The sequence below is a fragment of the Enterococcus sp. AZ140 genome (assembly GCF_051714405.1).
Classification (GTDB): domain Bacteria; phylum Bacillota; class Bacilli; order Lactobacillales; family Enterococcaceae; genus Enterococcus_B; species Enterococcus_B pernyi.
The window spans coordinates 1,825,445-1,841,850 of the sequence record NZ_JBIORU010000001.1; the positions used below are offsets into that span (position 1 = coordinate 1,825,445).

General features: G+C 37.9%; 12 protein-coding genes and 1 pseudogene. 6 read left to right on the forward strand and 7 right to left on the reverse strand.

Translation table 11 applies throughout. The features are described 5' to 3' along the window. Positions 1-59: 59 nt before the first annotated feature. Both tsf and rpsB read right to left on the reverse strand, forming a co-directional pair. Positions 60-941, reverse strand: a complete 882-nt coding sequence (gene tsf, locus IGJ39_RS08370; RefSeq protein WP_195476205.1) for a translation elongation factor Ts — start codon at positions 939-941, stop codon at positions 60-62. A gap of 102 nt (positions 942-1,043) precedes the next feature. Further along, positions 1,044-1,826 (reverse strand): 30S ribosomal protein S2, encoded by a 783-nt coding sequence (rpsB, locus tag IGJ39_RS08375; protein WP_010735184.1) that lies wholly within the window; start codon positions 1,824-1,826, stop codon positions 1,044-1,046. A 374-nt stretch (positions 1,827-2,200) separates the two neighbouring features. Here rpsB and IGJ39_RS08380 point away from each other — a divergent pair, with 374 nt between their 5' ends. The 6 genes and pseudogenes from IGJ39_RS08380 to IGJ39_RS08405 all read left to right on the forward strand — a co-directional run bounded on the left by IGJ39_RS08380 (position 2,201) and on the right by IGJ39_RS08405 (position 8,321). Continuing rightward, positions 2,201-2,680: an arginine repressor gene (locus IGJ39_RS08380; protein ID WP_010735183.1), complete on the forward strand. Its 480-nt coding sequence runs from the start codon at positions 2,201-2,203 to the stop codon at positions 2,678-2,680. A gap of 405 nt (positions 2,681-3,085) precedes the next feature. Further along, positions 3,086-4,069, forward strand: coding sequence for a hypothetical protein (locus tag IGJ39_RS08385; RefSeq protein WP_195476206.1), 984 nt, complete (start codon positions 3,086-3,088; stop codon positions 4,067-4,069). A gap of 40 nt (positions 4,070-4,109) precedes the next feature. Beyond that, positions 4,110-5,093, forward strand: coding sequence for a hypothetical protein (locus IGJ39_RS08390; RefSeq protein ID WP_438764451.1), 984 nt, complete (start codon positions 4,110-4,112; stop codon positions 5,091-5,093). 188 nt (positions 5,094-5,281) lie between these two features. Further along, a complete protein-coding gene (locus tag IGJ39_RS08395) occupies positions 5,282-6,265 on the forward strand; it encodes a hypothetical protein (RefSeq protein ID WP_438764453.1) in 984 nt (327 codons plus the stop codon). A 45-nt stretch (positions 6,266-6,310) separates the two neighbouring features. Then, positions 6,311-7,295: pseudogene (locus IGJ39_RS08400) on the forward strand (hypothetical protein). Between the two features lie 45 nt (positions 7,296-7,340). Beyond that, positions 7,341-8,321 (forward strand): hypothetical protein, encoded by a 981-nt coding sequence (locus IGJ39_RS08405; RefSeq protein WP_071867877.1) that lies wholly within the window; start codon positions 7,341-7,343, stop codon positions 8,319-8,321. 20 nt (positions 8,322-8,341) lie between these two features. On the opposite strand, the gene IGJ39_RS08410 is transcribed toward IGJ39_RS08405, so the two are convergent. From IGJ39_RS08410 to arcA, 5 genes are all read right to left on the reverse strand, one after another. Then, entirely contained in the window at positions 8,342-10,381 is a 2,040-nt protein-coding gene (locus IGJ39_RS08410) for an EndoU domain-containing protein (protein WP_438764455.1), read from the reverse strand. A 355-nt stretch (positions 10,382-10,736) separates the two neighbouring features. Beyond that, complete coding sequence (gene argS / locus IGJ39_RS08415; protein WP_019722840.1) at positions 10,737-12,428, reverse strand: arginine--tRNA ligase; 1,692 nt, start codon at positions 12,426-12,428, stop codon at positions 10,737-10,739. Positions 12,429-12,965: 537 nt separating this feature from the next. After that, the gene (gene arcC / locus IGJ39_RS08420; protein ID WP_010735176.1) at positions 12,966-13,919 is read right to left on the reverse strand and encodes a carbamate kinase; all 954 of its coding nucleotides are present in this window, start codon (positions 13,917-13,919) and stop codon (positions 12,966-12,968) included. Between the two features lie 113 nt (positions 13,920-14,032). Next, positions 14,033-15,052 (reverse strand): ornithine carbamoyltransferase, encoded by a 1,020-nt coding sequence (gene argF / locus IGJ39_RS08425; protein WP_010735175.1) that lies wholly within the window; start codon positions 15,050-15,052, stop codon positions 14,033-14,035. A 105-nt stretch (positions 15,053-15,157) separates the two neighbouring features. After that, positions 15,158-16,387, reverse strand: coding sequence for an arginine deiminase (gene arcA, locus IGJ39_RS08430; protein ID WP_062805084.1), 1,230 nt, complete (start codon positions 16,385-16,387; stop codon positions 15,158-15,160). Between the last annotated feature and the right edge of the window lie 19 nt (positions 16,388-16,406).

Consider the following 16,406-nt stretch of genomic DNA (forward strand, 5'->3'; position numbering starts at 1 on the left):
AATGATCTCTATTTTCTTTGGACCAAACATCGTACCATTAAACAAGTCCGTAAACCGGATTATTTTTTCACTTGGTTCATTACTTCTTCTACAAAGTTATCTTCGCGTTTTTCGATACCTTCGCCGACTTCAAAGCGGACAAATGATTTCACAGTTGCGCCTTTAGAAGCAACATATTTTTCAACAGTCATATCAGGATCTTTAACGAATGGTTGGTCAACCAATGCGATTTCAGCTTTAAATTTGTTTAAGCGTCCTTCAACCATTTTTTCAACGATGTTCGCTGGTTTGCCTTCGTTCAATGCTTGTTCAGTCAAGACTGTACGTTCGTGATCTAATTCAGCTTCAGGGATTTGTGTTTCGTTTACATAACGAGGGTTGATCGCTGCTACGTGCATCGCTACGTCTCTAGCAACTGCTTCGTCAGTTGTACCTTCTAAAACAGCTAATACAGCAATACGTCCACCCATGTGTAGGTAACCACCAAATGCAGCGTTGTCATCTTTTTCGATTACTTCAAAACGACGGAAGCTGATTTTTTCACCGATAACTTGTGTTGCTTCGATCAAGTCAGATTCAACTGTTCCTTTTGATGTTTTGATTTTCATTGCTGCGTCCATGTCAGCTGGTTTGTTTTCAGCAACTAGTTCAGCGATTTCTTTTACTAAGTCTTGGAACATTTCGTTTTTAGAAACGAAGTCTGTTTCTGAGTTAACTTCAACGATTGCTGCAGTATTCCCTTTCACTGCAACTGAAGCAAGACCTTCAGCGGCGATACGATCGTTTTTCTTCGCAGCTTTAGCCATTCCTTTTTCACGTAAAAGATCTACCGCTTTTTCGATGTCACCTTCAACTTCAACCAATGCTTTTTTCGCATCCATCATACCTACGCCAGTCATGTCGCGTAGTTCTTTTACCATTTTAGCTGTAACGTCTGCCATTTTTACTTCCTCCTAGTTGTATGCTTTTTCTTTAAAAAAAGCTGTTTCAAAGGAGAGTGAGGCTTGTCGCCTAGCCTTTGAAACAGCTCCATCATTTAAAAATTATTCTGCTGAAGAGTTGTCGCCTTCAACAACATCAACGATTTCTTCGATTGAAGTCGCTGTGTTTTCTGCTGAAAAATCTTCTTCAACTACTTGATCTTCCCCTTGATTTCCTTCGATGAAAGCATCAGCCATTTTTGAAGTAATCAATTTAACGGCACGAATTGCGTCGTCGTTTGATGGGATAACTACGTCGATCTCATCTGGATCACAGTTTGTATCAACCATTGCTACGATTGGGATATTCAATTTGTGTGCTTCTTGAACGGCAATGCGTTCTTTACGTGGGTCAACGATGTACATTACATCTGGGATTCTTGGCATATCAGCGATACCACCTAAGAATTTTTCAAGACGTTCACGTTGTTTGTTCAAACCAGCAACTTCTTTTTTAGGTAGAACTGCAAAAGTTCCATCTTCTTCCATTGCATTGATTTGTTTCAAACGAGCGATACGTTTTTGGATCGTATCCCAGTTTGTCAATGTTCCACCTAACCAACGGTGGTTTACAAAGTATTGTCCAGCACGAGTAGCTTCATCTTTGATTGCTTCTTGTGCTTGTTTTTTCGTACCTACGAATAAAGCAACGCCGCCTTCTTCTGCTACGCTCTTCATGTAATCGTAAGCTGCATCTACTAATTTAACTGTTTTTTGCAAGTCAATAATGTAGATTCCGTTTCTTTCTGTGAAGATGTATTTCTTCATTTTTGGGTTCCAGCGACGAGTTTGGTGACCAAAGTGTACGCCGGCTTCTAGTAATTGTTTCATTGAAATTACTGCCATGTTTGTTTCCTCCGATTTGGTTTTTATTTTCCCTCTTCTTGTCTTCCAACTCGCTAGCCAACTTTTTCAAGCACCGACCAACGATCCAACAAGAATGTGGATTTATTGAGTAGTGACGTAAGATACACCAAAGTGATCTTTTTCTGCTCAACATTCAATAGTTTAACTGAATTGGGCATAAATTTCAAGAAAAAAAATCAACTTACTTATTTTTTTGTGTCTTCTTTTTCTCCCTCTCATTTTTTAACTTTATTTCTTTGTTTTTTTATAAGCAATTCGTGAAAAAATAAACAGGTAACTGGAAAATAAAGATGGGCAATTCAACGTTTTTTTGTTATGATACTTGTGAAAAGTTTCGTTAAAGGAGAACTAAAATGCGAAAAACTGAGCGACACTTGTTGATTAAACAAATCATTGAAGATTATACGATCCGTACACAAGATGAAATGTTAGCTAAACTGACTGAAATGGGTGTATCTGCGACTCAAGCGACGATTTCCAGAGATATACGTGACTTAAAAATCGTCAAGGCGCCTGATGAAAATGGTGTTTCCCATTTTGTCCTGTTCAAAGAAAAGGAGACAGCTGAATCAAAAAGCGAAGATGAAAAACGTTTGATCCAGATGATTGAAGATATCGTGTTAAAAGTGGAACGAGTTCATTTTTTGACTATCGTCCATACCTTACCAGATAATGCCCCGTTGTTTGCTGCTGTCTTAGATGAAATCAAACCGCCACATATCGTCAGTACCATCGCTGGTTTCGATACAACGATCATTATTTCAAAAGATGATGAAGATGCGCAGTTAGTTGAAAACTTCTTGCATCATCCCACTACAGCAACAATTTTTTAAATGCCATAACAGATAGTAATTGTATATATATTTTTTGATGTTGGTGAAATTTGCCAGCATCTTTTTTTATTTAAATCAATACTGGAGAAGATCCATGAACCTCTCTCAAGTTGACTTAACCTTCAGTTACTACGAAAGTTCCGCTATACCTCGCACTCAATGCCTCATAGAAACAACAATAGTAATGTTTTCCATTAGTAGAATAAATACAAATCTCATGGAGAAACACATCAAGCGCTAAAAATCATATAAAGCTTCGTTCACTTTGAATTAGGCAGGTATTGCTTGTTTCATTATAAATCCCCACTTTTTTCTGATCGACGAAAAAACAGTCCCCCACACTCCTTATTTACATGTCATACTTTAATTTAAAAAACTTTTATAGCATAGAAAGGAAAAACGATTATGACCTTCTTCCCCTTTGTCGATCCCAATCGTCGACCACAAGCAGAAATCAAAAAAATGACAGAAGAACTCACACAAAAATTTCAAGCAATCGATTCAGATTTGACTTTGATACATAATGATAACTTTATTGATTACGGTCCAGAGGTCTTTCCAAAGCTATCGAAAATTTATTGGGACCCTCGCGTGGCAAATCATCCGATGGAACATTTTGTGTACTCGGAGTACCAACTTAGATATAAAAACTACCCTCTTTACTGGTTTACTCCTTATGGTGAATGGCTTTACGAATCTTATAAAAAACCTGGAGGAACTCCAGATCCAGAAAGAAAAACTTTAAAAATGATTGATCAGACTATCCTAAGAATCATTCATGACTATCAAGTACGTAACCTACTCTACTGGAAAGATATATTTACTGAAAAACAATTGGAACAAGAAAAGTTAGAACCTTATAAACGATTATCACAATTCGTTGGACCAGCAAAAATCATTAGTTCGCCAATTAGTTTCACTGACCCCAAGCACCGACCTTTGGCGGCTGTCGAACAGAATACGGAATTTCTAGAAACTCAGTTAAATCACTTAGATTCTCGATTAACAGTGATTCATGATGATTCTTATATTGATTTTGGTCCGGATATTGGCCATTTTCTTGCGGAATGTCCTTATGATCCTGAAGAAGACGAGCCAGATGATCCTAGACGTTACTTATCTCACTATGATTACAACATTTATTTTAATGAGACAGCCATTTACGGACTTTCTCCTTATAGTATAGGAACTAGTTTTCATGGCGACTTCTTTAATGGGGGGATTGCTAATGTTACGTACCTTGGACTTAGTAAGGAACTAGATGATGCGATCGAAGTGATTATGAGGAAATATATGCTCTATAATAAATATTACTGGCGCAACAATTATTCCTATGAAGATTTCCAAAAAATAGTGCGTAACTATAAAAAGACATGGAAGTTGAATTAATTCAACTTCTTATGATTCTTGAACTGAAAGGATATTAACTATGACCTTCTTCCCCTTTGTCGATCCTAATCGTCGCCCACAAGCAGAAATCAAAAAAATGACAGAAGAACTCACACAAAAATTTCAAGCAATCGATTCAGATTTGACATTGATACATAATGATAACTTTATTGATTACGGTCCAGAGGTATTTCCACAACTTTCTACTATCTACTGGGACCCTCGTGTACCGAATCATCCGATGGAATATTTTGTGTATTCGGAGTATCTGCTTAGATATGGAGGTTACCCTCTTTACTGGTTTACGCCCTATGGTGAACAAATCTATGAATATTATAGAAGACCTGGAGGGAATGCAGACTCACGAAGAAAAAATTTAAAAATTATTGAACAGACTATCCTAAGAATCATTCATGACTATCAAGTTCATAACCTACTCTATTGGAAAGATATATTTACTGAAAAACAATTTGAACAGGAGAAGTTAAAACCCTACAAGAGAGTATCGCAATCTATTGGACCTGGCGAATTAATTAGTTCACCAATTAGTTTCACTGACCCCAAGCACCGACCTTTGGCTGCTGTAGAAAAAAATACCGAATTTCTAGAAACTCAGTTAGATCAATTAGATTCTCGATTAACTATTTCTCATAATGATTTGTATATTGATTTCGAACCAAAAATAAGTCGTTTCTTAGCTGAATGTCCCTATGATCCCGAAGAAGACGATCCTAACGATCCAATAAATAAATTATGTAGTGAAGAATATAAACTTTATTATGAGAATATTCTACTATTCAGCTTTTATCCTTTTCAATTAGGTTACGGTTATCGTGGTAATTTCTACGAGGGAGGCATTCCTAACACAACGTATCTTGGGTTAAGCCAAGAATTCATAAATCAAATTGATAATATTATCTCAATGTATATGATTTTTAATCTATATTATTGGCGTGATCAGTATTCTCCAGAGCAATTCCAGTATGAAATTCATAAATATAAGAAAATGTGGTGCTTAGAATAACCAAGTAACGCTATTCTTTACTATGATAAGCAAATCAATTTAACGCTTAGATAGGTGTCCAACCTACATGTTTATTATCGCTTTACTCATGTTCTCTTCACTTCAACTTTTACGAAAAAATTCTTTAGAATGCCTTTTAACTTGTTATCTTTCAAATGAAAAATCTTGAATAGAAAGGAATAATACCTATGACCTTCTTCCCTTTTGTCGATCCCAATCGTCGACCACAAGCCAAGATTCGAAAAATGACAGAAGAACTGACCCAAAAATTTCAAGCAATCGATCCAGACTTGACTTTGATACATAATGATAACTTTATTGATTACGGTCCAGAGATCTTTCCAAAGCTATCGAAAATTTATTGGGACCCTCGTGTGCCAGATCACCCGATGGAACATTTTGTGTATTCGGAGTATCTGCTTAGATATAGAGGCTATCCTCTTTACTGGTTTACTCCTTACGATGAACAAATTTACGAATATTATAGAAAACCGAGCGGGGCTTCAGATTCTTCTAGACAAGCAGTAAAAGTGATTGACCAAGCTATCTTAAAAGTCATTCATGAATATCAAGTGCATAACCTGTTCTATTGGAATGACTTATTTACAGAAAAACAATTGGAACAGGAAAGGTTAAAACCTTATAATCGTCCATCACAATTCATTGGACCTGGCGAACTAATTAGTTCACCAATTAGTTTCACTGACCCCAAGCATCGACCTTTGGCTGCTGTAGAAAAGAGTACGGAATTTCTAGAAACTCAGTTAGATCAATTAGATTCTCGATTAACCGTGATTCATGATAAATCATATATTGATTTTGGTCCAGATATCGGTCATTTTCTTACGGAGTGCCCTTACGATCCAGAGGAAGACGAGCCAGATGATCCTAGACGTGATTTATCTCGTTACGAGTACGACATTTATTTTAATAAAACATTACTTTTTTCTCTCTCTCCATATTGTAGTGGGACTGGATTTCATGGCGATTACTTTAATGGGGGAATACCGAATGTTACCTACCTTGGACTAAGCAAGAAGCTAGTTGATGCGATCAATGTGATTATGAGAAAATATATGCTTTACAACAAATACTACTGGCGGGAAACCTATACCCCAGAACAATTTCAAAGTAAAATACGTGAAGATAAAAAATGGTGGACTTTATTTTAACAGTTTATTCAACAAATAAAATCTTGAACTGAAAGGATAGTAACTATGACCTTCTTTCCCTTTGTCGATCCCAACCGTCGACCACAAGCCAAGATCAGAAAAATGACAGAAGAACTCACACAAAAATTTCATGCAATCGATCCAGATTTGACCTTGATCCACAATGATAACTTTATTGATTATGGTCCAGAGGTCTTTCCAAAGTTATCGAAAATTTATTGGGACCCCCGTGTGCCAGATCATCCGATGGAATATTTTGTGTATTCGGAGTATCTGCTTAGATATGGAGGTTACCCTCTTTACTGGTTTACGCCTTATGATGAAAAAATTTACGAATATTATAGAAGCCCTGGAGGGAATGCAGGCTCGCGAAGAAAAACTTTAAAAATGATTGAACAGACTATCCTAAGAATCATTCATGACTATCAAGTTCATAACCTTCTCTATTGGAAAGATATATTTACTGAAAAACAATTTGATCAGGAGAAGTTAAAACCCTACAAGAGAGTATCGCAATCTATTGGACCTGGCGAATTAATTAGTTCACCAATTAGTTTCACTGACCCCAAGCACCGACCTTTGGCTGCTGTAGAAAAGAATACGGAATTTCTAGAAACTCAGTTAGATCAATTAGATTCTCGATTAACCGTGATTCATGATAAATCATATATTGATTTTGGTCCAGATATCGGTCATTTTCTTACGGAGTGCCCTTACGATCCAGAGGAAGACGAGCCAGATGATCCTAGACGTGATTTATCTCGTTACGAGTACGACATTTATTTTAAATAAAACATTACTTTTCTCTCTCTCTCCTTATTGTAGTGGGACTGGATTTCATGGCGATTACTTTAATGGGGGAATACCGAATGTTACCTACCTTGGACTAAGCAAGAAGCTAGTTGATGCGATCAATGTGATTATGAGAAAATATATGCTTTACAACAAATACTACTGGCGGGAAACCTATACCCCAGAACAATTTCAAAGTAAAATACGTGAAGATAAAGAATGGTGGACTTTATTTTAACAGTTTATTCAAAAAATAAAATCTTGAACAGAAAGGATAGTAACTATGACCTTCTTCCCCTTTGTCGATCCCAACCGTCGACCACAAGCAGAGATCAGAAAAATGACAGAAGAACTGACTCAAAAATTTCAAGCAATCGATCCAGATTTGACTTTGATACATAATGATAACTTTATTGATTATGGTCCGGAGGTATTTCCAAAGCTATCGAAAATTTATTGGGACCCTCGTGTACCGAATCATCCGATGGAACATTTTGTGTATTCGGAGTATCGTTTAAAAGGTAAGTTCTATACTGCTTATTGGGTTACCCCTTATGGTGTGATTATTGATAAATCACGATTACCAGATAGTCATGAAAAAAATTTGCAAAAAAAAGTAAGTAGCATTAATGATGCAATTCTTGAAGTCATTCGAGATTATCAAGTTCATAATCTTCTTTATTGGAAAGATTTGTTTTCACAAAAACAATTCGCACAACATGCTTTGGCCCTATATAAACAAAATCAACAAATAATCGGAGACACAAATATATGGAACTCCCCATTTGATTTCAGTGATCCAAAGTACCGACCTTTAGCAGCTGTTAAAAAAAATACGGAATTTCTAGAGACACAGCTGAGACAGTTAGATTTTCACTTAACTCTTACTCACGATGATTCATTTATTGATTTTGGACCAGAAATTGGTCATTTATTAGCTGATGCGCCTTATGACTCTGAACAAGATGAGCCTGATGATCCAATTGCTACCATATCTAATTATGAATATAATATTTATTTTAACCAGATACCTATTTACAGTCTCTCTCCTTATAGTATAGGAACGTGTTTTCATGGCGACTTCTTTAATGGTGGAATTACTAATGTTAAGTATCTGGGGCTAAATAAGGTGTTAGATGATGCGATTGAAGTGATTATGAGAAAATATATGCTTTACAACAAATACTATTGGCGTGAAACCTATACGCCAGAACAATTTCAGCACAAAATACGTGAAGATAAAGAATGGTGGCACTTAGTTTAACTAAGTACCACCATTCTTTATCATTCTATGATTGGATAAGCTGTCACAACATTTATTTTACCATTTGCTTTTATATTTACTCGCCCTGCTATTTTAAATCCTTCTATACTATCGCCACTAAAAGGATGATTCCCTGGGACGGAACTAGATACTTTTTCCTTTACAATTCTTTCTACTTCACTAATAATCTTTTCCGCATCCCAGTTGTCGGGAAAAACAGTAGATTTAGTATTTTTAATGTTCCCATCATATCTAACTTCTGCCTCAAAAGGTTGCCCTTCCACCACTGTTCCTGTCGGCTTATATACAACTCCACTTTCTGGACTATAAAAATCAGGATGGCGCGAATGTGCACCTGTGATTTCAGGATTGCCATCTCTCCCCGGTCTCACCTCTCCTGCCACATGTCGCAACGACTTGCGGTTATAAAATTCAGTGGTTGGTAACTTCTCTACTAAGGCTTCATTTGGACAGCCCTTGGTAATCAGAGCCTTTTCCGCTTCCAATACGCGAGCGGCTTCAGCTTCTTCGACTTCGATCGCTGTTACGAAGACTTCTTCGGATTCAACTGCTCGTAAGACAGAAAACATTTCAGACAACGGTAAGCACATAATGATCAGTAAGATGTCTGTTTTTTCGAGCTGGATTTGGGACTGTTTGATGACCCAGTCGGTATTTTCGTAATTTGGTAAATTCTTCAATACATTGCCACCGACTTCAGAAATCGCTGCAATGGTGGTTTCATCTAGACTTCTTGGTAAGGCATTCGTGCGTTCTTCATCAAACAAGCCATCGGCTAACGCATAGTAGTTGCAATAGACACCGAAAAAGCTTTGCACTTTGCGGATCGTATAGATGACTTCTTGGTTAAAGCCGATGTCGATTTGGTCTAAGGGAACGATTTCTTGCGTTCCCCGATACACAAACTCACCTTCCCGATCAATGACAACTTCTTTTTCATTGGCTTTCGCTGCAATCCGGAATAGATTAGTCTGAAACGTATCAGGCAATTGATCAATCAGCGCATCCCGCTCATCGATCATCTGACGGGTGATTTCTTTTCCGACTTCATTGACGGAATCGACATCTGTTAGGTCTACTGCCCCGAATTGGACCGAAGAATATTCTTTAACCAGTTCCAAGGCTTGTTCAGGTGTGGCGATTTCTGCTAAAAATGTATCAAAGTCCGTCTCCATGGGAATCGTGATGCCGCGAACATCATATTGTGTATATAATTGTTGACGATGGTCATAGGCGGTATAGCTCATGGTCACATTGACATAGGGTGTTCCTGGACCATTATATGGAGAAAAATTGATTTGTTTCAGGGCGCCGATCCGCGGAGGTAATTTTTCATTTCCCGGTAAGTATTCATTCAGTGAAGTATCTGGATAAACTAACAGACTTTGATTGTTTGTGCTTTTCGGCACGAATAATCTGCTCACACCGTCTGTGCCAGTTCGCAGCTCATATCCAGATAAGTCGGGAGTCGTTTCTATGTATTCGAGAAACTGGTTTTGGACTGAAATCCAACTAGCCAACTCGATTTTGGTGGTTGGATAAATCTCAATCGGATCTTCGGGTGCATCAATGGCGTCACCAAGTAAACTGATCGATTGTCTTAAGATATTGGTGGAGGTCACACGATACAACTGACTGACAGCTGTCTCTTTGGACGATTCTTTTAAGTAGGGTCGGGTAAATTCAGCAAAGGCGGTAGCTTGGATGATCGGTGCAATTTTCGAACGAGCAAACCGTGCACTGAGGGGTAACGTACTTGGCCCTTCCATCATGTCTAAATAATCCGCTACAACTAAATTATCAAATACGTTATGTTCGGCAGTCAGGGTATCCGTAAATCCTCGGAGTTTTACCCATTCGTTCCATGTTTTTTCATCTTTTGCTGGCGAAGTGCCACTTAAATCAATCTCAACAGCTGGACGCGAGGTTGCTTCTTTGAAGGATCGATCACTCGCAAAGGCTAAGAGTGTCGGTTGGAAAACCGACGACAACAACATCACAACCATCAACAACGAGAACCATTTCTTTTTCACTTTCATTTTTCCACTCCTTTTCTTTTTTATTTACACCGAGAGTATACCGCAAGAAAAGAAAGCGCTTAACAAAAAGTGAAGATTCTCATGAAACGACTTTTTCTAAAATAAGAAAAGGAAATCCAATTATTTATTCATAAAAATTTTTGTATGTACAATTCAACATAAAACAACTATGAAAATGTATGCCGTACCAAAAATACGTCAAAAAAGCCGGGATTTTTTCAAATCCCGACTTGGCTCGTTTCTAAAAGAGAACCTTCTAGATAAAAATCAATTCAATTGTAAATATGCAATGGATTATTGACTGATAAATAACTTTTAGATTTCTCTTCAGAAAATCATTGAGCAATGAAACTTTTTACATTTTATCTGGTGCATGTAATCCTAATAGACGTAAGTCTTCTTTTAGTAAAACAGTTACCGCATAAACTAACGCTAAGCGCGCATCTTTTTGGTCATCGTCCGCTAAGATTTTTGTATGTGCATAGTATTTATTGAACGCTTGTGCCAATTTGATCGCATGTTTTGCAATGATCGATGGCTCATATTTTTCACCCGCTTGAAGCACTGTTTCAGGATATTTCTGTACAAGCTTCACGACTTCCCAACTATTTTCATCATTCAACGCATAAGCTTGATCTTCAGAAGGAACAAAACCTGCTTTGTCTAATAAACTCATCGCACGAGCATGAGTATATTGGACATAAGGACCAGTTTCCCCTTCAAAACGAACCACTTCTTCTAAATTGAAGTCAAAGGTATTCAAACGATCATTTTTTAAATCGTGGAAAATAACAGCACCAACACCGACTTGTTTTGCGATGACATCTTTGTTTTCCAAATCAGGATTCTTTTCACTGATTTGTTGTTTCGCTGAGTCGATTGCTTCATTCAATACTTCTTCTAGTAAAACGATCTTTCCTTTACGTGTAGATAGTTTTTTACCACCTTGTGTGATCAAACCAAACGGGATATGGTGCATATCATCTGACCAGTCAAAGCCTAGTTCTTTCAAGACAGCTTTCAATTGTTTAAAGTGATAACTTTGTTCATTACCAACTACGTATAGTGATTGACTGAAATCATACGTACGTTTACGGTATAGTGCAGCTGCCAAATCACGAGTAATATAAAGTGTCGCACCATCTGACTTTTTGATCAAGGCAGGATTTAGATCATAAGCAGATAAGTCAACGATTTCTGCACCTTTGTCTTCTTGTAAGAGATGTTTTTCTTCTAGTAATTCGACGATTTCATCCATCTTGTCATTATAGAAAGCTTCCCCGTTCAATGAATCAAAACGAACTTCTAACAAGTCATAGATCTTGTTGAATTCTTTCATTGATTCGTCACGGAACCATTGCCATAACTCCATCGCTTCTTCGTCGCCTTCTTCTAGACGCTTGAACCAAGAACGAGCTTCATCATTCAATTCAGGTTGTGTTTCAGCTTCTTCGTGGAATTGGACATATAGACGCAATAATTCATTGATTGGTTCAGCTTTTACAGATTCAGCAGATCCCCATTTTTTGTAGGCAACGATCAGTTTTCCAAATTGTGTGCCCCAGTCTCCTAAATGGTTGATACGTACTGGTTGGTAGCCTAATTTTTCCATGATAAAGCCAATTGAGTTTCCGATCACTGTCGAACGTAAGTGACCCATTGAAATTGGTTTTGCAATGTTTGGTGAAGACATATCGATAGGCACGCTTCCTTGGTTACCGATCGTGCTATCACCATAGTGTTCTTTTTCTTTTACTACTGTAGCTAACACTTGCTTACTAATGATCTCTTTGTTCATAAAGAAGTTCAAGTATGGTCCAACGACTTCGATTTTTTCAAAATTTGTTGCATCGATTTTCTCAGCAAGATCCGCTGCGATCTGTTGTGGTGCTTTACGGAAGATTTTTGCTAAAGAGAACGTGGGAAATGCGACATCTCCATGGTCCGCTGATTTTGGATTTTCAAGTAATTGTGCGACTTGCTCCAACGTCAAATCATCTTGTACTACTTCATATAGTGCTTTTGCAACAACATCTTTGTTATTCATTTATTTTCCTCCTACATATTGTTTGCTGTAAAACAAAAAAATCTCTAGCAAATCCATATTTCCTATGAATTTACTAGAGACGAGAATTCCCGCGGTACCACTCCAATTGTCCTAAAAAAGGACCTGCTCGATCTGATATCGGTAGACGACCGTCTGTCAAAGACAGAGTTCTCCAAGTGCGCTTCATTGGGATTTGTCCGTCCGGCTTCCACTCTACCCAGACTCGCTTTGAACGAAATGACACCAATTACTCTCTTGTTCAGCAAACGTTGCTCTTATTTAACTTGATTTGAATTATAGCAGATATCCAATCGACTGGCTAGAGTTTTCTTCATAAATAAACGGTGTTCGAAAAGCTGACCTTCAACAACAAGCTAAAAAATCAAAAAATATGAGATACTATTTTCTGATTTTCTATCTTATTGCTCAGGTCAAAGTGCTTTTCTCACAACCTAAAATGTCCAGGAGGTCTAAAGGAGATTAAAAACCAACTGGACATTTTATACACATGGTCATGGTAAAACGATAAAAAGTTTCTTACGCTTCATCAGCAACAATGATCGTTCCTTCTTCTGAAGCTAATAGATTCTCAATATTTTCTAAGGAAGTAATAATTGCTTTCCCAGTAGGACGAGCCTCAACAAAGGCAATCGCTGCTTCCACTTTTGGCAACATGCTTCCTGGAGCAAATTGGTTTTCAGCAATGTATTGTTTCATTTCTGAGACACCAACTGTTTCTAGTTTCTTTTGATCAGGTTTTTGATAATTCACATAGACATTATCGACACCCGTCAACACGATCAGTAGATCTGCTCCGATGATCTCTGCTAATTTTTCAGAAGCAAAATCTTTGTCGATCACGGCTTCTTTTCCTTCAAGACCTGTTGCAGTTTCCACTACTGGAATACCGCCACCACCTACAGAAATGGTGATCACGCCTTGTTCCACTAATGTTTGGATGACACGAGCTTCTTTGATTGAGATTGGTTTTGGAGAAGCAACGACCTTACGCCAACCACGTCCTGCATCTTCTTTGAATGTTACGGAAGAGTCTGCTTTCATCTGATCGTTCGCTTCTTCTTCTGTATAGAAAGGTCCAACTGGTTTGCTTGGATTTTTGAACGATGGATCATTTTCATCAACGATGACTTGTGTCACTAAAGAAACGACATCTTTATCGATTCCTTTTTCCTTCAACACTTCGCCCATCGCATTTTGCAACCAATAGCCAATTGAACCTTCCGTCATCGCCACGCATGTATCTAATGGCATTGCCGGTGTTTTTTCTGAATCAGCCGCTTGTTGTTGGATCAACAAATTTCCAACTTGAGGACCATTACCATGTGAGATGATCAATTCATCTCCTTGTTCAATAAATTTCACTAAGTATTTTGCTGTTTCCATCAATGCGTCTTGTTGTGCTTTTGCACTTGCATCTGTTGATAAAATCGCGTTTCCGCCTAATGCAACAACCACTTTTCTGTTTGCCATGTCTATCTCCCTTTCTTTCAGAACATTCTGAATTTTACCGATGACAAAACAAGCCAGCGTTCTTTCTGAACGATCCTCACGCTGACTCGTTTTGATTATTTACTTGTTAGTTGTTACACACGAGGAATGAATAAGTTTCCTAGTGTTGCTGCCATGATTGCTTTGATTGAGTGCATACGGTTTTCTGCTTGCTCAAATTGACGTGCATATTTACTGCGGAATACTTCGTCTGTTACTTCCATTTCAGTGATGCCGAAGCGTTCTTTCATTTGTTCACCGTAAACTGTCTTCGTATCATGGAAGGCTGGTAAGCAGTGTAAGAAGATCAAACGATCTGTATTGTTTGTTTTTTCGATCATATCCATATTGATTTGGTAAGGTTTCAATAATTTGATACGTTCTTCAAATTTATCTTCTTCACCCATTGATACCCAAACGTCTGAGTAAAGAACGTCTGCTCCGTCAACCCCTTTAGCAACATCGTCAGTGATCATTAATTGTGCACCTGATTTCGCTGCAAACTCTTCAGCCATTTTCACGATTTCTTCTTCAGGTTGTAATTCTTTTGGTGCAACGATACGCATGTTTGTTCCTAAGATCGCACCTGTTACTAACAATGAATTCGCCATGTTGTTACGTCCATCGCCACAATAAGCAACTGTGATGCCTTCCACTTTACCGAAGTTTTCTTGGATCGTTAAGAAGTCAGCGATCATTTGAGTTGGGTGCCATTCATCAGTTAAACCATTCCATACAGGTACGCCTGAGAATTCAGCTAATTCTTCCACCATTTTTTGGCTGAAACCACGGAACTCGATTCCGTCAAACATACTACCTAATACTTTGGCAGTATCTTCTGTAGATTCTTTTTTACCTAATTGGATGTCATTCGCACCTAGATATTCAGGATGCGCACCAAGATCGATTGCTGCAGTTGTAAATGCTGCACGAGTACGTGTTGATGTTTTTTCAAATAGTAATGCAATATTTTTTCCTTCTAAGTAATGATGTGGGATGCCACGTTTTTTCAAATCTTTCAAGTGTTGAGAAAAGTCGATCAAATATTGTAACTCTTCCTTTGTAAAATCTTTTTCTGCTAATAAACTTCTTCCTTGAAATACTGATTCTTTCATATGAACATTCTCCTTTAAAATTGTATTCTATTTGATAGTACATAAAGTACTTGGTATTAAGAGGAAATCTGATGGCAGCTGACAGTGACTGCCATCAGGAATAAACTATTTTAAATCTTCACGAACTAACGGTTGGCTCATGCAACGAGGGCCGCCACGACCGCGTGACAATTCACTTGAAGTGATTTCCAATACTTTGATGCCGTAGCTTCTCAATAATTCGTTTGATACATAGTTACGATTATAAGTAACTACCACCCCTGGAGCGATCGCTAATGTGTTTGAGCCATCATTCCATTGTTCACGAGGTGCAACGATCGCATCGCCATTACCTGTTGGGATCAATACAAGATCATCTAAACCTAGAACTGATTTCAATGACTCTTGTAAATCATCTGAATGAGAAATTTTGATATCATCGCCAGCTTGTTCGATTGTAAAGACGTCCATTTTTCCTTCTTTACTTTGGATCGCTGGGTGGATCGTGAATTTGTCATGGTCAACCATTGTAAATACTGTATCTAAATGCATCATCGCACGATTATTCGGAATCTTGATTGCCAAGACTTTTTCAAATCCTGCGTTTTTCGCAAATAAGTGACGTGCTAAACGCTCGATCGCTTTTGCATTTGTTCTTTGTGAGATACCAACAGCGACAACTGTGTCACTAAGGATCAATTCATCCCCACCTTCGATATGATCTGGATTTTCGCGATCCAACCATACGTCAACACCTTTATTTGCAAAACGTGGATGGTGGTTCAAAATGTATTCTGTGAACATTGACTCACGACGACGCGCTTCAAATGCCATTTTATTGATTGTCATCCCATTTCCCATTGATGCGGAAGGGTCTCTTGTAAAGTATAGGTTTGGCATTGGGTCCATGTAGAATGGATAGTCGTCATCAGATGATAAATCGTATAAACTACGTGATTTCACATCGATATCTTTTGTACGGACACCCGCCATGATCTTATCTACCATATCTTGAGTTTCCATTGATAGAAGGAACTCATGAAGACCATCTCTAACAGCATTAGATGCAATAAAAGATTCATCTAACATTTTATTTAAAAATTCCTCTTTGACATTACCTGCATCGATTGCTTCAGCCGCTAATTTCTCTAAATATAATGTTTCAGCGCCTTCACTTTGGAGCACTTGTGCAAATTCATCATGCTCAGCTTGTGCAATCGGTAGATACGGAATGTCGTCGAACAACAAACGATCCATAATATCAGGTGTTAGATTTTCCACTTCTTGACCAGGTCGTTTTAATAATACTGTCTTTAACTTTCCTATCTCAGAGAAAACGTGAATCGGTTTATCCATGTTGTGTTGCCTCCTTCGT